Source organism: Oharaeibacter diazotrophicus (assembly GCF_004362745.1).
GTDB classification, from domain to species: Bacteria; Pseudomonadota; Alphaproteobacteria; order Rhizobiales; family Pleomorphomonadaceae; genus Oharaeibacter; species Oharaeibacter diazotrophicus.
Map to the genome: position 1 here is coordinate 108,794 of NZ_SNXY01000008.1, position 16,433 is coordinate 125,226.

17 protein-coding genes are annotated in these 16,433 nt (G+C 72.7%); 13 read left to right on the forward strand and 4 right to left on the reverse strand.

Going from position 1 to position 16,433, the window contains the following annotated elements:
- Positions 1-22 precede the first annotated feature (22 nt).
- Positions 23-1,132: an LLM class flavin-dependent oxidoreductase gene (locus EDD54_RS12840; RefSeq protein ID WP_126539750.1), complete on the forward strand. Its 1,110-nt coding sequence runs from the start codon at positions 23-25 to the stop codon at positions 1,130-1,132.
- Positions 1,126-1,884 carry an aldolase/citrate lyase family protein gene (locus EDD54_RS12845; RefSeq protein WP_126539752.1) on the forward strand — a complete coding sequence of 253 codons (759 nt, stop codon included), beginning with the start codon at positions 1,126-1,128 and terminating at the stop codon, positions 1,882-1,884. Before EDD54_RS12840 ends, EDD54_RS12845 begins: the two co-directional genes overlap by 7 nt.
- Before the next feature lie 54 nt (positions 1,885-1,938).
- On the opposite strand, the gene EDD54_RS12850 is transcribed toward EDD54_RS12845, so the two are convergent.
- Complete coding sequence (locus EDD54_RS12850) at positions 1,939-2,118, reverse strand: hypothetical protein (RefSeq protein WP_126539754.1); 180 nt, start codon at positions 2,116-2,118, stop codon at positions 1,939-1,941.
- 99 nt (positions 2,119-2,217) lie between these two features.
- Between EDD54_RS12850 and gcvA the strand changes: the two genes are divergently transcribed.
- Both gcvA and EDD54_RS12860 read left to right on the forward strand, forming a co-directional pair.
- Positions 2,218-3,129 carry a transcriptional regulator GcvA gene (gene gcvA / locus EDD54_RS12855; RefSeq protein ID WP_126539756.1) on the forward strand — a complete coding sequence of 304 codons (912 nt, stop codon included), beginning with the start codon at positions 2,218-2,220 and terminating at the stop codon, positions 3,127-3,129.
- Positions 3,130-3,355: 226 nt separating this feature from the next.
- Positions 3,356-4,891 carry a M20/M25/M40 family metallo-hydrolase gene (locus EDD54_RS12860; RefSeq protein WP_126539758.1) on the forward strand — a complete coding sequence of 512 codons (1,536 nt, stop codon included), beginning with the start codon at positions 3,356-3,358 and terminating at the stop codon, positions 4,889-4,891.
- 80 nt (positions 4,892-4,971) lie between these two features.
- Here EDD54_RS12860 and thpR read toward each other — a convergent pair whose 3' ends face one another.
- Positions 4,972-5,511, reverse strand: coding sequence for an RNA 2',3'-cyclic phosphodiesterase (gene thpR, locus EDD54_RS12865; RefSeq protein WP_126539760.1), 540 nt, complete (start codon positions 5,509-5,511; stop codon positions 4,972-4,974).
- Positions 5,512-5,818: 307 nt separating this feature from the next.
- Between thpR and EDD54_RS12870 the strand changes: the two genes are divergently transcribed.
- Complete coding sequence (locus EDD54_RS12870) at positions 5,819-6,253, forward strand: metallopeptidase family protein (RefSeq protein ID WP_126539762.1); 435 nt, start codon at positions 5,819-5,821, stop codon at positions 6,251-6,253.
- A gap of 20 nt (positions 6,254-6,273) precedes the next feature.
- Here the strand turns inward: EDD54_RS12870 and zigA are convergent, their stop codons facing one another.
- Complete coding sequence (gene zigA / locus EDD54_RS12875) at positions 6,274-7,479, reverse strand: zinc metallochaperone GTPase ZigA (RefSeq protein WP_126539764.1); 1,206 nt, start codon at positions 7,477-7,479, stop codon at positions 6,274-6,276.
- A 170-nt stretch (positions 7,480-7,649) separates the two neighbouring features.
- On the opposite strand from zigA, the gene argC reads away from it, so the two are divergent.
- The 8 genes from argC to EDD54_RS12915 all read left to right on the forward strand — a co-directional run bounded on the left by argC (position 7,650) and on the right by EDD54_RS12915 (position 14,480).
- On the forward strand, positions 7,650-8,600 hold the full coding sequence (argC, locus tag EDD54_RS12880) for an N-acetyl-gamma-glutamyl-phosphate reductase (protein ID WP_126539766.1): 951 nt from the start codon (positions 7,650-7,652) through the stop codon (positions 8,598-8,600).
- Between the two features lie 420 nt (positions 8,601-9,020).
- Positions 9,021-9,887: a collagen-like protein gene (locus tag EDD54_RS23655; protein ID WP_208112188.1), complete on the forward strand. Its 867-nt coding sequence runs from the start codon at positions 9,021-9,023 to the stop codon at positions 9,885-9,887.
- 56 nt (positions 9,888-9,943) lie between these two features.
- A complete protein-coding gene (locus tag EDD54_RS23660; RefSeq protein ID WP_126539768.1) occupies positions 9,944-10,789 on the forward strand; it encodes a collagen-like protein in 846 nt (281 codons plus the stop codon).
- A 55-nt stretch (positions 10,790-10,844) separates the two neighbouring features.
- Entirely contained in the window at positions 10,845-11,714 is an 870-nt protein-coding gene (locus tag EDD54_RS12895; RefSeq protein ID WP_208112190.1) for a collagen-like protein, read from the forward strand.
- Positions 11,715-11,867: 153 nt separating this feature from the next.
- Positions 11,868-12,473, forward strand: a complete 606-nt coding sequence (leuD, locus tag EDD54_RS12900) for a 3-isopropylmalate dehydratase small subunit (protein ID WP_126539770.1) — start codon at positions 11,868-11,870, stop codon at positions 12,471-12,473.
- 73 nt (positions 12,474-12,546) lie between these two features.
- Positions 12,547-13,173 (forward strand): LysE family translocator, encoded by a 627-nt coding sequence (locus EDD54_RS12905; RefSeq protein ID WP_126539772.1) that lies wholly within the window; start codon positions 12,547-12,549, stop codon positions 13,171-13,173.
- A gap of 17 nt (positions 13,174-13,190) precedes the next feature.
- On the forward strand, positions 13,191-13,574 hold the full coding sequence (locus EDD54_RS12910) for a RidA family protein (RefSeq protein ID WP_126539774.1): 384 nt from the start codon (positions 13,191-13,193) through the stop codon (positions 13,572-13,574).
- Positions 13,575-13,688: 114 nt separating this feature from the next.
- Positions 13,689-14,480 carry a DUF1223 domain-containing protein gene (locus EDD54_RS12915; protein ID WP_126539776.1) on the forward strand — a complete coding sequence of 264 codons (792 nt, stop codon included), beginning with the start codon at positions 13,689-13,691 and terminating at the stop codon, positions 14,478-14,480.
- 69 nt (positions 14,481-14,549) lie between these two features.
- On the opposite strand, the gene htpG is transcribed toward EDD54_RS12915, so the two are convergent.
- Positions 14,550-16,433 (reverse strand): molecular chaperone HtpG, encoded by a 1,884-nt coding sequence (gene htpG / locus EDD54_RS12920; RefSeq protein WP_126539778.1) that lies wholly within the window; start codon positions 16,431-16,433, stop codon positions 14,550-14,552.

Consider the following 16,433-nt stretch of genomic DNA (forward strand, 5'->3'; position numbering starts at 1 on the left):
CCACGAGGGAGGAGCAAGGGCCGTGATCTCGCCGCATCCGCTCGACGGGCCGCACCGTTTCAAGCTCGGCGTCTTCTCCATGAACGCCGACGGCGGCCTCGCGCTCACCACCGTGCCGGAGCGCTGGCGCGCCTCCTGGGCCGACAACCTCGCCGCCGCGCGGATCGCCGACGACGCCGGCTTCGACTTCCTGCTGCCGATCGCGCGCTGGCGCGGCTTCGGCGGCCGGACCCGGGCGCGCGAATGGTCGTTCGAGACCTTCACCTGGGCGGCCGCGCTCGCCGCGGCGACGCGGCGGATCGCGCTGTTCGCCACCGTCCACGTGCCGCTGGTCCACCCGCTCCACGCCGCCAAGGCGCTCGCCACCGTCGACCACGTCTCGGGCGGGCGGGCCGGGCTGAACATCGTCTGCGGCTGGAATCCCGACGAGTTCGCCATGTTCGGCCAGAGCGTCGACGCGCGCGGCTACGACCGCGCCGACGAGTGGCTGACGATCGTCGAGCGCGCCTATGCCGAGGCCGAGCCGTTCGACTTCGACGGCGCATACTACCGCCTGAAGGGCGTCGTCAGCCGGCCCGCCAGCCTGCGCCTGCCCAGGCCGCCGACCATGAACGCCGCCTTCGGCGGACCCGGCCGCGACTTCGCCGCCCGGCGCTGCGACTATCTCTTCACCACCTTCTCCGACGTCGAAGACGGACGCGCCCACGTCGCCGACATCGCCGCACGCGCCGCCGCGGCCGGCCGCGACGTCGGCGTCCACACCGTCTGCCACGTGGTGTGCCGGCAGAGCCGAGCCGAGGCGGAGGACTGGTACCGCCGCTACGCCGAGACCGAGGCGGACCACTGCGCCGTCGACGAACACATGGCCAAGAAGAAGGAATTCTCCGGCTCGCACGACCCGGCCGCCTACGAGCGCTACCGCCGCCGCTTCGCCGGCGGGGCCGGAAGCTATCCGCTGGTCGGCACGCCGGACGACGTCGCCGCCGAGATCGCGGCCATCGCGGAGGCCGGCTTCGCCGGCGCCGCCCTCTCCTTCGTCGACTACCGCGGCGAACTGCCCTTCTTCGCCGAGACCGTGCTGCCGCGCCTCGCCCGCGCCGGCCTCAGGCACCCGGAGACCGTGTCATGCTGATGTCCGCCGCAACGCCCTTCTCCCGACGCCTGAAGGACGGCGAGCGGTTCGCCCTGGCCTGGCTGGCGCTCGGCGCGCCGGCGATCGCGGAGATCGCCGTCGCCGCCGGCGCCGACGGCCTCGTCCTCGACCTCCAGCACGGCCTGTTCGACCGCGCCGGCCTCGAGGCCGCGGTGGCGGCCTCGGGCGCGGCGCCGGCGATCGTGCGGGTCGCCGAGAACGGCGCGACCGCGATCTCGACGGCGCTCGACGCCGGCGCCGACGGCGTGCTGGTGCCGCTGGTCGAGAGCGCGTCGGAAGCGGCGGCGGCGGTCGCGCACGCCCGCTTCCCCCCGCACGGCCGGCGCTCCGGCGGCGGCGTCCGGCCGCTCGCGGCGGGCTTCGCCGCCTATCTCGACCGGGCCGCCGAGGCGACCGTCGGGGTGATGATCGAGACCGCGGCCGGCGTCGAGGCGGCCGAGGCGATTGCGGCCGTGCCCGGGCTCGACTTCGTCCTGGTCGGCACCGGGGACCTGCGCCTCTCCTACGCCGACCGGCCGGATCCGGACGCCGCCCGCGAGGCCGGCTGCGCGCGCGTGCTCGCGGCCTGCCGCGCCGCCGGCCTGCCCGCCGGCATCTTCACCACGACCGTGGCCGACGCGGCGGCGCGGCGCGCCGAGGGCTGGGCGGTCACCGTCGCCGCCAACGACATCGACGCGGTCGTGGCGGGCTTCCGCAACGCCGTGGCGGCGCTGCGCGACACCGGCGCCTAGAGCGCTGGAGCATTCTCTCATCGACCAAGTCATGCAACTTGGTCGGAGAATGCTCTAGTCGCGCCAGGGATCGCGGCGGCGCGGCGGCCGGCCGTCGGCGAGGCCGACGTCGCGACGCTGGTCGTCGGAGAGGTCGGCGGCGTCGGGCAGGCGGGCCGACGGGCCGCCGAGGAGGCGGACGACGGCGAGGCCCGACCACCGCAGGGCGGTGGTGGCGAAGGATGCGGCGGTCATGGTGGCGTCCCCTGTGGGATCTATGGGATAAGGGGAAGGATCGCGCGGATCACCGCCGCCGACCAACGAAACCTCGACGGGTCGCCACAAGGTGAACTCATGCCTGCCGACAGCCTGCCGCCGCTCGCGGCGATCCGCTGCTTCGAAGCGGCGGCGCGCCACCGCAACTTCACCCGCGCCGGCGACGAGCTCGGCCTGACCCAGGCCGCGGTGAGCTGGCAGATCCGCGCACTCGAGGACCGGCTCGGCGCGCCGCTGTTCGTGCGCGGCCCGCGCGGGGTCGAGCTCACCGCCCTCGGCGCCGGCCTGCTGCCGCGGGTGACCGGCGCCTTCGCCGACCTGCGCGCCGCCTTCGAGGACGCCGGCCGGTCGGTCGGGGGCACGCTGGTGATCGACTGCGTCGCCACCTTCGCCATGAGCTGGCTCGCCGCAAGGCTCGGCGCGTTCCAGCTCCGCCACCCCGACCTCGCCGTCCGCCTCCATACCAACGCCCGCCTGGTCGACTTCGCGCGCGACGCGGTCGACGTCGCGATCCGCAGCGGCGACGGCCGCTGGCCGGGCCTCGTCGTCCACCCGCTGTTCGAGGTCACCTTCACGCCGATGGCCAGCCCGCGCCTCCTCGCCGCCCATCCGATGGGGCGACCGGAGGACCTCTTGGCGCTGCCGCTGATCGACCGCCGCGATCCCTGGTGGCTGCAGTGGTTCGAGGACCTCGGCATCGACGCCTCGGAGGTGACGCGGCGCACCGACCTCGCCGTCGAGACCCAGGCCCTCGCCGCCCGGGCGGCCATCGCCGGCCAGGGCGTCGCGATGCTGACGCCCGCCTTCTTCCGCACCGAGATCGAGACGGGCCTGCTGGTGCGGCCGTTCCCGCACGTCGGGAGCCGGGGCAGCCACTATCACCTCGTCTACCCCGAGAGCCGTCGCCACGCGCCGAAGGTGCGGGCCTTCCGCGACTGGCTGCTGGCCGAGGTGCGCGCCGCCCCGCCCGGATCGGGCAGCGACGAATAATGCCGGCCGCAACGGGAACGAATCGCCTGCACGCTCCGCGCGAGACGAACGAACGACGCCGGGTCGGTCATTCTACGTATAAGTACGCTTTTCTTGCTCCCTCTCCGTACTTGTAAGCCCGCTCACGAGTTCGTTACCGTCTCATTTCCGCCCCGATAGAGGGTGTGGCCGTACCGGAGCGACGCGCGGTGGGGCGCCGCGCCGGACGCCAGCAGGGAGTGACGACATGCGCCGCAAGACGAGTATCGGACTGATTCTCGCCCTCCTCGCCACGCCGGTCCCGGCCTTGGCCGCCGACCTGACGCCCGCCAATTCCGGACGCCTCGAGGCGGCGGCCGGCACCGGCGCCACCCGCCTCCACCTCCTGATGCTGCAGCAGATCGCCAAGATCAGCGACGGCACCCGCGCCTCCGGCACGATCGGCTTCCGCCGCTCCGGCGATTACGTGAAGTTCGTGCTGCGCCTCGCCGGCCTGACCCCGCGCGAGCAGGTGTTCGACTACGACAAGTTCACCGAGACCGGCACGCCGGTGTTCGAGCAGACCAGGCCGACCTTCAAGGCCTTCGCCCACGAGACCGACTTCCTGACCATGGAGTATTCCGCGGCCGGCGACGTCGCCGGGCGGATCATCATCGCCAAGGGCACCACCGTGCCGCCGACCGGCGACGCCGGCACCACCGCCAGCGGCTGCAAGCCGGGCGACTTCGGACCGTCCACCAAGGGCAGGATCGCGCTGATCCAGCGCGGCACCTGCACCTTCGGCGAGAAGGCCGCCAACGCCGCCGCCGCCGGCGCGGTCGCCGCCGTCATCTTCAACGAGGGCCAGGACGGCCGCACCGATACCCTGTCGGGCACACTCGGCGGCCGGGCCGCGATCCCGGTGCTGGGAACGAGCTACGCCGTCGGCAAGGAGCTCTACGACCGCGTCAAGGCCGGCAACGTGGTGACGCTGCACGTGAAGGTCGAGGCCGAGACCAAGACGGTCAAGACCTTCAACGTCATCGCCGACCGAAAGGGCGTGCGCGACGACCGCGTCGTGGTGGTCGGCGCCCATCTCGACAGCGTCGAGGAGGGCCCGGGCATCAACGACAACGGCACCGGCACGGCGCAGCTGCTCGCGACCGCGGTCGGCATGAAGCTCCTCGGAATCAAGCCGGAGAACACCGTCCGCTTCGCCTTCTGGGGCGCCGAGGAATCCGGCCTGATCGGCTCGACCTTCTACGTCGACTCCCTGTCCGACGCCGAGAAGGCCAAGATCATGGCCAACCTCAACTTCGACATGCTGGGCTCGCCCAACTACGCCCGCCTCGTCTACGACGGCGACGGCACCCTCGGCGACGCCGGCCCGACCGGATCGGCGGCGATCGAGCACCTGTTCCAGGCCTATTTCAAGAAGAAGGGCCTCGCCAGCCAGCCGACCGAGTTCGACGGCCGCTCGGACTACTTCGCCTTCATCGACGCCGGCATTCCGGCGGGCGGCCTGTTCTCGGGCGCCGAAGAGGTGAAGACCAAGGCGCAGGTCAAGCTCTACGGCGGCACCGCCGGCAAGGCCTTCGACGAGTGCTACCACAAGGCCTGCGACGGCTTCGGCAACGTCAACTTCAAGGCGATGCAGGAGCTGGGCGGGGCCGCGGTCAACGCGATCCTGACGCTGGCGACCACCAAGGTGGACATCCGCGCCGAGGGCGCCCCGGCGGCCGTCAGGTCGGCGCGCTCGGCCGCGGCGAGCGCCGAGTGGCGCGGCGGCCACCTCGTCCGCTGACGGCCCGCCGTCGACGCGAAACCCGGAGCGGCGGCGACGCCGCCGCTCCGACCGGCAGTCGCACTTTCTCGCGCCGGGTGTCAGGCGGCGAGCGGGTAGGCCTCCTCGACCAGATAGGGCCCGCCGCCGACCGAGCTCCGCGACGAGTAGAGCACGAAGCGGTCGACGTCGAAGGACGGACCGCGGAAGCCGCCGTGCTCGGCGAGCCAGCGCGCCACCTCGGCCGGTGCCGCGCCCTTGAGCCGGGCGACCGTGACGTGCGGCACGTAGCGCCGTCCCTCCGCGGGCAGGCCGAGGCGCTGGACGATGCGCTCGTGCTCGGCCTGGAGGTCGACCAGCGCCTGGGTCGGCTCGACCCGGAGCACCAGCGAGTGCGGCACCCGTCCCGAGGCGAAGCAGTCGAGGCCGCCGAGGGTCAGCCGGAACGGCGGCCGGTAGACGCGGTCGAGCGCGGCGGCGATCTCGTCGGCGGTGCGGCCGTCGGTGTCGCCGATGAAGCGCAGCGTGACGTGGTAGTTTTCGGCGTCGATCCAGCGCGCCCCCGGCAGCCCGCCCTTCAGCAGGGAGAGCGCCATCCTCACGGCGGCGGGAATCTCGAGGGCCGTGAACAGTCTGGTCATGATGCCTCTCCGACTCGGCTCGGCCGATCCCGATGGTGCGGGCAACGACCGGGCCGATGCAAGTGCGTGACATGCAAGAGGCAGGCCGGTACGAAGCCGGCTCTCCCGGCCAACCCAACGGAGACAGGGTGGTGAACGATCCCGACGACGATGCGGTGGAACGTGCGGCCAAACGCGTCGGGCGGGCGCTCGGCGCGCTCGCCGTCGCCGCCCTCGCGGTCTATCTCGCGATCACCTATCTCTGAGCGGCCGGCCGCGACGACTGAGGCCGGCGATGCCGAGATGAGACGCCACGACCGGAGACGCCATGACCGCCGAGGACACCGCCGCCCGCATCGCCCGCTGGATGGACCGCGCCGCGCCGGACCTCGACGACTTCGCGGCGATCGCCGAGAAGGCCTGGGCCGAGCTGCCGGACGAGTTCCGCGCCCTCACCGGCGACGTCGAGATCCGCGTCGACGACTTCCCGACCGACGAGGCACTCGACGAACTCGGCCTCGACAGCGAGTTCGACCTGCTCGGCCTGTTCCAGGGCGTCGGCCTCGCCCACGCGCCCGCGGTCGCCGGCACCGGGCAGATGCCGAACCGGGTCTGGCTCTACCGCCGGCCGATCCTCGACTACTGGGCCGAGCACGAGGAGACGCTCGGCGACGTCGTCACCCACGTGCTCGTCCACGAGATCGGCCACCACTTCGGCCTCTCGGACGACGACATCGACGCCGTCGAGGCGGCGGCCGACTGATCCCGCGCCGCCCGCGCGCCTCACGCCGCCGAGCGGTTCCAGGCCGGGAAGGGATCCGGCAGGCCGGCCCACAGCTTCGGGGCGAAGCCGGCCTCCGGCACGAGGCAGGCGTCGAGCCGGGCCCGGAGCGCCGCCTCGTCCATCGGATCGATGCCGATGAAGACGATCTCCTGGCGGCGGTCGCCCCAGGCCGGATCGAAATACGGGTCCATCACCGCCCGCCATTCCGGCGAGTCCGGCCAGCGCGTGCGCGGCACCGCCGCCCACCACAGCCCGCGCCGCGACGTGCGCACCAGCGCGCCGGCCTGGGCGATCTCGCCGACGAAGTCGGGCCGGGTCGCCAGCCAGAAGAAGCCCTTGGCGCGGATCACCCCCGGCCGGGCCGCGTTCACGAAGGCGTGGAAGCGGGCGGGGTGGAACGGCCGGCGGGCGCGGTAGACGAAGGAGCGCACGCCGTATTCCTCGGTCTCCGGCACGTGGTCGGAAAAGCCGTTCAGTTCCTTGAACCAGAGCGGATGGGTCTGCGCCTTGTCGAAGTCGAACAGGCCGGTGTCGAGCACGGCGTCGAGCGGCACCCGGCCGTGCGCCGCCTCGACGATCCGCGCCGAGGAATTCAGCGCCGCCACGATGCTGCGCGCGGCGGCGAGATCGCCGGGGGCGGCGAGGTCGACCTTGTTCAGCACGACGACGTCGGCGAACTCGATCTGCTCGACGACGAGGTCGACCAGGGTGCGCTCGTCCCCCTCGCCGGCGGTCTCGCCGCGGTCGCGCAGGAAGTCGCGGCTGGAATAGTCGCGCACCAGCGACGCGGCGTCGACCACGGTGACCATGCAGTCGAGCCGGGCGACGTCGGACAGGCTGGCGCCGGCCTCGTCGCGGAAGTCGAAGGTGGCGGCTACCGGCAGCGGCTCGGCGATGCCGGTGCCCTCGATGACGAGGTGGTCGAAGCGGCCCTCGGCCGCGAGCCGGCGGACCTCGACGAGCAGGTCGTCGCGCAGCGTGCAGCAGATGCAGCCGTTCGACATCTCGACGAGCTTCTCGTCGGTGCGGCTGAGGCCGCCGTCCTGGCGGACCAGTTCGGCGTCGATGTTGACCTCGCTCATGTCGTTGACGATCACCGCGACCTTGCGGCCGTCGCGGTTGGCGAGGATGTGGTTGAGCAGCGTGGTCTTGCCGGCGCCGAGGAAGCCGGACAGCACGGTGACGGGGAGACGGCGGTCGGTCATGCGGCCTCGCAAAGCTTATGTTACGTTATAACGTAACTCGTATGACCTAACCGCCGCCACCGCGTCCCGTCAAGACCGGCCGGCACGCCGTCATGACAGCGCGGTCCCGCGGTGATAGGAAGGCCGCGACGGGACGGCCGCCGGTGCGGCCACCGCTGCGGAGACGTGCCATGAGCGAGGCGACCATCTTCATCGACGGCGAGGCGGGCACCACGGGCCTGCAGATCCGCGAGCGGCTGGAGCATCGTTCGGACATCCGCCTGATCTCGATCGACCCCGACAAGCGCAAGGACGCCGACGAGCGCCGGCGGCTGCTCGACGCCGCCGACGTCGCCATCCTCTGCCTGCCCGACGACGCCGCCCGCGAGGCGGTGGCGCTGATCGAGAACCCGGAGACGCGCGTCATCGATGCCTCGACCGCGTTCCGCGTCGCCGAGGGCTGGACCTACGGCTTCGCCGAGATGACGCCGCTGCAGGCGGGCGCCATCGCCGGCGCCAAGCGGGTCTCCAACCCCGGCTGCTATCCGCAGGGCTTCATCGCCACCGTGCGGCCGCTGGTCGAGGCCGGCCTGCTGCCGGCCGACGCGCCGCTGACGGTCAACGCCATCTCCGGCTATTCCGGCGGCGGGCGCAAGATGATCGAGGACTACGAGGCGGCCGAGGACCCGGCGCCCTATCTCCCCTACGGCCTCGCGCTGAAGCACAAGCACCTGCCGGAGATGCGCGCCTACGGCCGGATCGACCACGAGCCGGTGTTCCAGCCGGCGGTCGGCGCCTTCGCCCAGGGCATGGTCACCACGGTGCCGCTGCAGCTGTGGGCGCTGCCGGGCGACGTCACGGCCAAGCGCATCCACGAGGTGCTGGCCGAACGCTACGACGGCGAGGCCTTCCTGTCGGTCGCCCCGTTCGAGGCGGTCGACCGGGTGCAGGCGCTCGATCCGCGCAGCTACAACGGCACCAACCGGATGCGCATCCACGTCTTCGGCAACGAGGCGCGCCGGCAGGCCCTGCTGGTCGCCTGCTACGACAACCTCGGCAAGGGCGCCTCGGGCGCGGCGGTGCAGAACCTCAACCTGATGCTCGGCCGCGAACCCACCCTCGGCCTCGTCATGGCCGCCTGATCACGTCCGCCCGATCCGGCGACACTGGTCGGGCCGCCCGATCCGGCGCCGCGGATCCCTCCCTGCCCGAGACGGCCACCGGACTGCGCGCGCCGACCGCGTCCGCACGTCCGCGGCGGCTCGACGCCGCCGGGGCGGAAAAGGGATTCTTCGCATCGGCACTGGTGCGGCACATGCGTGCGTGCTACGAATTGTTCAGTTCTTCTTCTTCGCCGATGCACAGGCCACTTCGAGAGCGCGTTTTTCACCCGATCGACTTCGCCGATCGGTAGGTTCTTCTTCGCGCCACCGCGACCGCTTCTTTTCCGGCCCGCCTGTTTCCCGCGGAACAGCGTCCCCCCGCTTCCTCCGGCAGAATTCCTTCAGACAACGACAGCCACCCGAGCCGCCGCCCCGGCGGAGCGGCAGGAGAGACGAGCCATGCCTTCGATCCGGCCGACCGCCGCCCCGTTCGCACTCGCCGTCCTGGCGGCGACCTCCGTCGCGGCCTCCGCCGCCGGCGTCTCCGGCAACGGCCTCGAGGTGACGACCTCGACCTATCTCGCCGGCCGGCTGGAGATCGTCGGCACCACCGCCGCGGCCGGCACCCGGGTGCAGATCCAGGGCACCAACGCCGTGCGGACCTCGAACGCCAAGCGGACCTTCCGCTTCTCGCTCGACTTCCACCCGGCGAGTTGCTCGGTCACGCTCGTCACCCTGCGCGGCCCTCTGGTCGTGCCGATCGACGCCTGCGGCGCGCAGGGCGCGCGTGGATCCCGGGGCGCAATCGGTCCGGCCGGTCCGCGGGGGAACGCCGGCCCGCAGGGCCCCGTCGGCGCCGCCGGCGTCCAGGGTCCGCAGGGCCCGCAGGGGCCGCAGGGCGAGGCCGGCGAGGCCGGCGCGACCGGTCCCGACGGGCCGACCGGTCCCGACGGCCCGACGGGCCCGACCGGGCCGGCGGGACCCGCCGGCACTTTCCCCGCGAAGATCATGCGCGTCTCGGTCTCGGCCGCCGGCACCGTGCGGTCGGGCACGGCCGGGGTCACCGCGCTCCGGGTCAACACCGGCAGCTACCTCGTCGAATTCCCCGTCGGCATCGACGCCTGCGGCTACGCCGCCGCCGCCACCGACCGGCTCGGATTTCCCTACGTGGTGACGGCGACGCCGCCGAGCTTCCCAGGCTTCGGCGACGATCCGAACGCGATCCTCGTCAGCACCTATCTCGCGCAGACCGCGAAGAGCGGATCGCGCGTCGCGATTCCCCTGGTCGACGCCGCGTTCAACCTGCTCGTGGTCTGCGCACCGTGAGCCTCGCCCGCCGTCCCGCGTCCCTCCCTTCCGCCGCCCACCGAACGGGTGACCCGATGTCGCTTCCGGTCCGCCTCTCCACCGCCGCCCTCGGGCTGGCCATCGCCGTCGCCGCCGGCGACCTGCCGGCCGAGGCCGGTGCCGCCAACAAGGCCATGGCCGTCACGAACGCCACCCTGGCCAAGGGCCGGGTCGTGATCGCCGGCCGCACGTCGCGCGGCGGCGTCACCGTCTCGATCGACGGCACCCGGTTCCGGACGGTGTCGGCGGCGAACGGCGCCTTCGCCTTCTCGGTCGCGCTCGCCCCGGCCGATTGTTCCGTGGTGCTCCGGACCACAGAGGCGGCCCTGCCGGTCCAGATCTCCGACTGCGGCCGCACCGGTCCGAAGGGTGCCGCCGGCCCCGCCGGTCCGAAGGGCGCCACCGGCCCCGCCGGACCCGCCGGGCCGCAGGGACCCGACGGCCCCGAGGGCGAGGTCGGCTTCCAGGGAACGCCCGGCCCGCGCGGCGCCGACGGCGCGGCCGGCCCCGCCGGCCCCGCCGGACAGCCGGGTCCGGCCGGGTCGCAGGGGCCGGCAGGCGGCTTTTCCGGCGGCGTCTTCTTCGCCCAGGTCGCCGCCGACGGCACGATCGTCCACGGCTCGCCGGGCGCGACGTCGTTCCTGAAGCAGGGGCAGCGCTACGTCGTGCGCTTCCCCCGCGACATCACCCGCTGCGCACACACCGTGACCGCGATCGACCCCAACGTCCCGCACATGGCGACGGCCGTCGGCTTCAACGGCATCGGCGAGATCGAGGTCCGCGCCTTCGCCATGGCGTTCGACGTGGGCTTCTTCGACGAGACGTTCGAGCCTCCACTCGAACCCACGCCGTTCCACGTCGTCGTCGTCTGCCCGAACTGAGCGCCGCGCCGAACCGCCACACCGACATCCGCGAACCGGATACGGGAGACCCGCCATGTCCCATCGATCCCGAACGTCCGCCGCCGTCCTGGCCCTCCTCCTCGCCGCTGCGGCCACGCCCGCCACGGCGGCCGAACCTCCGGCGCCGGTGGCGGTCGCGGGCCTCGCCGTCACCGAAGCCGGCATCACCGCCGGCCGCCTCGTGATCGTCGGCCGCACGACGACGCCCGGCACCGCCGTCACCATCGACGGCACCCGGTTCACGGTCACCAGCGGCAAGGACGGCGCCTTCCGCCTGTCCGGCTTCCTGCACCCCGACACCTGCCGGGTCGTCCTGAAGGCGGCGACCGCCGTACTGCCGGTGCAACTGGCGAACTGCGGCCGGCGCGGTCCGGCCGGACCGACAGGACCGCGCGGCGGTGCCGGGGCGGTCGGCGACGCCGGTCCGCAGGGCGTCGCCGGACCGGCCGGCGAGGCCGGACCGCGTGGCCCCGACGGCCCGGAGGGCCTCCCGGGCCCGGACGGTGCCGAGGGACGGCCGGGCCCGGAGGGTGCGACCGGCCCGCGCGGCGCCACCGGGCCGGCCGGTCCCGACGGCTCCTTCGCCGGCCGCATGTTCGAGGTGAGCGTCCGCCCGGTCGCGGTGCTCGACCACGGCAGCCCCGGCGTCGCTGTCGTCTACGCCGGCGTCGGCAACTACCTCGTGCGCTTCCCGCGCGACGTCACCGCCTGCACGTTCACCGCCACATCCGCGACCGCCTTCAACTCCAAGGCGATCCTGGTCAAGGTCGAGCCGCCCGTCGCAGGCGACGCGCGGACGAACGAGGCCAGGGTGCGCCTGTTCGACGGCGAGCCGCCGGTCGCCGAGCTCTACATCCCCCACCCGATCGAGGAGGCCTTCCGCCTCTTCGCCGTCTGCGACTGATGCGGCCCGGGCGCCGGGAGCGGACGGCACGCCCCTGCGAACCGCTCCGCCCGGCCCTCCGCTCTTGATTTTTCGCCCCGCAGGCCGCAGGAGAAGGCCGGACGACGAGGCCGCCCGGAAAGGGCGGCGCCGGTCGAGACTTCGAGGACGGTCATGCAGAAGTTCACCACGCTCACGGGTGTCGCGGCGCCGATGCCGATCATCAACGTCGACACCGACATGATCATCCCGAAGCAATACCTGAAGACGATCAAGCGCACCGGCCTCTGCAAGGGCCTGTTCTCGGAGATGCGCTACGCCGACGACGGCTCGGAGAACCCGGACTTCGTGCTGAACAAGCCGGCCTACCGCAACGCCCAGATCCTGGTCGCCGGCGACAACTTCGGCTGCGGCTCCTCGCGCGAGCACGCGCCGTGGGCGCTGCTCGACTTCGGCATCCGCTGCGTGATCTCGACCAGCTTCGCCGACATCTTCTACAACAACAGCTTCAAGAACGGCATCCTGCCGATCGTGGTCTCGCCGGAGGACCTCAAGAAGCTGATGGACGACGCCGACCGCGGCGCCAACGCCACCCTGACGATCGACCTCGAGGCCCAGACCATCCAGGGCCCGGACGGCGGCACGGTGACCTTCGAGATCGACCCGTTCAAGAAGCATTGCCTGCTGAACGGCCTCGACGACATCGGCCTGACCATGGAGAAGGCCCCGGCGATCGCCGGCTTCGAAGAGAAGCTCGCCGCCGAACGCCCCTGGGCCTGACCGGCCTTTCGTCCTCGCCCATGTTTCCCGAGGGGTCGCCGCGAGGCGGCCCCTTTCGCCGTGGACCAGAGCCATGACCCTCGAGACCTGGGCGATCTTCGTGCCCGCCGCCTTCGCGCTGAATTGCTATCCCGGCCCGAACAACGTGCTGGCGATGACCCACGGCGCCCGCTTCGGCTTCGCCACCGCGACCGTCGCCGCCCTCGGCCGCTTCCCGGCCTTCGCCGCCTTCGTGCTCGGCGCCGCCGTCGGGCTCGGGGCGCTGCTGGCGACCTCGGCCGAAGTGTTCGTGGTGCTGAAGCTGGTCGGCGCCGCCTATCTGGTCTGGCTCGGGGTCAAGATGCTGCGCGCCGGCGCCGCCGACCTCTCGACCGCCGACGGCGACGTCGCGCTGACGGCGCTCGTGCGCCGCGAGTTCCTGACCGCGGTCACCAATCCGAAGGCGATGCTGGTGTTCACCGCCTTCTTCGCCCCCTTCGTCGACCCGGGCGAGCCCGCCGCCGGCCAGATCCTGGCGCTCGGCGCGGTGGCGCTGGCGCTCGAGTTCGTCGCCGTGGTGCTCTACGCCTTCGCCGGCGCCCGCATCGGTCGGATCGCCCGCGGCGCCCGCGGCCTCGGCATCGTCAACCGCGTCTCCGGGCTCGCGCTCGTCGTCGCCGGGCTCACCATGGCGGTCGCGAGCCGCCCCGCCACCTCCTGACCCGCGAGGGACCGCCCATGACCCGCCGCCTGATCTCCACCGGATCGCCCTTCGAGAAGGTCGCCGGCTATTCCCGCGCCGTGGTCGACGGCGACTGGTGCTTCGTCGCCGGCACCACCGGCTACGACTACGCCACCATGTCCATGCCGGACGCGGTCGCCGACCAAGCCGCCAACGCCATGGACACCATCGCGAAGGCGCTCGCCGAGGCCGGCTTCTCGCTCGCCGACGTGGTGCGCGCCACCTACTACGTCACCGATCCCGCCCATGCCGACACGGTGTTCCCGGTGGTCGGCGCCCGCTTCGCCGAGATCCGCCCGGCCGCCACCATGGTCGTCTGCGGCCTGATCCGGCCGGAGATGAAGGTCGAGATCGACGTCACCGCCAAGCGGCGCGGCTGACCGCGGCCCGGCGCGGGCGATCCGGATCCGCTCGGCGTCGCGGACATGTGACTGGATCGTGTGCAGGGCGACGCCTACCTCTAGGCTCGGGGCAACGAAGGAGCGGATCTCAGCATGGCCAGCGTGGCGTCGGCCCTCGCGAAATCGACCCGTCGCACCGGTGCGGCCTGCTGCTGCGTCGCGGCCCTCGTCGCCGCGCCGGCCGCGGCGCTGGCCGAACCGCTCGGCGTCGTCGAGCTGTTCACCAGCCAGGGCTGCTCGTCCTGCCCGCCGGCGGACGACGTGCTCGGCCACCTCGCCGAGGATTCCGACGTGGTCGCCCTCACCTTCGCGGTCGACTACTGGGACTATCTCGGCTGGAAGGACAGCTTCGCCCGCCCCGAGTTCACCAAGCGCCAGCGCGGCTACGCCGAGGCGCAGGGCCGCAACGGCATCTACACGCCCCAGGTCGTGGTCAACGGCCGCGACGACATCGTCGGCTCCGACGAGGCCGGCATCGAGACGATGATGCGCGCGATGCGCCGCGACGGCACCGGCCTCGCCGTGCCGGTGGAGGCCCGGATCGCCGGCGACCGCGTGCTGGTCACCGTGCCGGCGCGGGCGAGCCAGGACGGCAAGCCGGCGCCCCGCGCCGCCGTCTGGATCGCCGCCTACCGCACCCCGCAGAAGGTCGAGATCGAGCGCGGAGAGAACGGCGGGCGGACCGTGACCTACCACAACGTGGTCGACCGCTGGCAGGTGCTCGGCATGTGGGACGGCGACGCCCTCACCGTGGAACTGCCGCTGTCCGACATCGCCCAGGCCGGCACCGGCGGCCTCGCCGTCATCCTGCAGACCAAGGTCGACGGCCGTCCCGGCCCGATCCTCGGCGCCGCCAAGATCGACCTCGGCGCAGGGCGGAGCTGACGTCGATCCCCGGAGGGATCGGCGACGGAGAGGGCCGGCGGACCGCCCCTCCCCGCTTGGTCGACGCCCTCAGCCGAGCTGCGCCCGCATCAGCTTCGCCACCGCCGCCGCGAAGGTGGCCGGGTCCTCCGGCGCCTCGCCGTCGAGGATGCGCGCCTGACCGTGCAGCAGCACCGCCGCCTCGCGCACCGCGTCGGCGCCGCCGCCGACCGCCTTGGCGGCGAGCGCCTTGACGAGGTCGTGGGCCGGGTTGAGCTCCAGCACCGGCGCGAGGCCGCGGTTGCCGCCCTCCTGGCGGGCGACCAGCTTCTCGGTCAGCTTGTCGAGCGCGTGGTCGGCGGCGACGAGGCAGACCGGGCTCGAAGCGAGGCGCGCCGAGGCGCGGACGTCGGAGACGCGCTCGGCGAGCGCCTCCTTCAGCAGCGCCGCGAGGGCGGCGACCTCGGCGGCACCGGCCTCCTCGGGCGCGCCCTCGGGCTTGGCGATGGCGTCGAGGTCGGCGGCGCCCTGGGTGACCGACTTGAACGGCTTGCCGTCGAAGCCGAGCGCGGTGCGGACCCAGAAGGCGTCGACCGGGTCGGTCAGGATCAGCACTTCCAGGCCGCGGGCGGCGTAGCCTTCGAGATGCGGCGAGGCGAGCACCGCCTCCCGGCTCTCGCCGAGGGCGTAGTAGATCGCCGTCTGGTTCTCCTTCAGATCCTTCACGTAGTCCGCCAGCGAGCGCCAGGCCTCGCCCGCCGTGGTGGTGCGGAAGCGGGCGATACGGAACAGCTCGTCGCGCCGCTCCGGCGCCTCGTAGAGGCCCTCCTTGAGCACGGCGCCGAAGGCCGCCCAGACCTTGGCGTAGGTGTCGGCGTCGTTGTCGGCGGTCTTGGCGAGTTCCGACAGCAGGCGACTGGTGACGCCCTTGCCGATCGCCTCGATCACCGGGTTCTTCTGCAGCATCTCGCGCGAGAGGTTGAGCGGCAGGTCCTCGCTGTCGACGACGCCGCGGGCGAAGCGCAGCCAGCCCGGCAGGATCTCGGCCTCGTCGGTGATGAAGACGCGGCGGACGTAGAGCTTGACCCGCCCCTTGCGCGCGGGGTCGAACAGGTCGAACGGCTTCTCCGACGGCACGAACAGCAGCACGGAATATTCGTGCCGGCCTTCGGCGCGGTAGTGCAGCGTCAGCGCCGGCTCGTCCCAGGCCTGCGCCACCGTGCCGTAGAACTCGCGGTATTCCTCGGCCGTCGCCGATGCCTTCGGCTTGGCCCACAGCGCCGATCCGTCGGCGAGTTCGCGGACCTCGTCGCGGCCCACCTCGGCGAAGCGGATCGGCACCGGCACGTGGGCGGAATAGGCGCGGACGATGCGCTCGACGGTGGCGGCCTCGGCGTAGGTCTCCATGCCCTCGGCGAGCGCGAGCTCCACCCGGGTGCCGCGGACCGGCGCCTCTTCGAGCGGCACCGGCGTCAGCTCGTAGGTGCCCTTGCCGTCGCTCTCCCAGGCCCACGCCTCGTCGGAGCCGGCGCGGCGCGAGACGACGCGGACGCGGTCGGCGACCATGAAGGCGGAGTAGAAGCCGACGCCGAACTGGCCGATCAGCGCGCCGCCGTCCTCCTTCTTCTCGAGGCCGTCGAGGAAGGCCTTGGTGCCGGAGCGGGCGATGGTGCCGAGATTGTCCCGGAGCTCGTCCCGGCTCATGCCGATACCGTCGTCGGCGACGACGAGGCGGCGGCCGGCCGCATCGGCGGTGACGGTGATCGCGAAGCCCTCGGCGCCAGCGGCGAGGGCGGGCTCGGCGATCGAGAGGTAGCGCAGCTTCTCGCAGGCGTCCGCCGCGTTCGAGATCAGCTCGCGCAGGAAGATGTCCTTGTCGGAATAGACCGCGTGCACCATCAGGTGCAGGAGACGGGAGACCTCGGCCTCGAAGGCGTGGCGCTCCACCGTCGGCGACGTGGCGTGTTCGGTCAT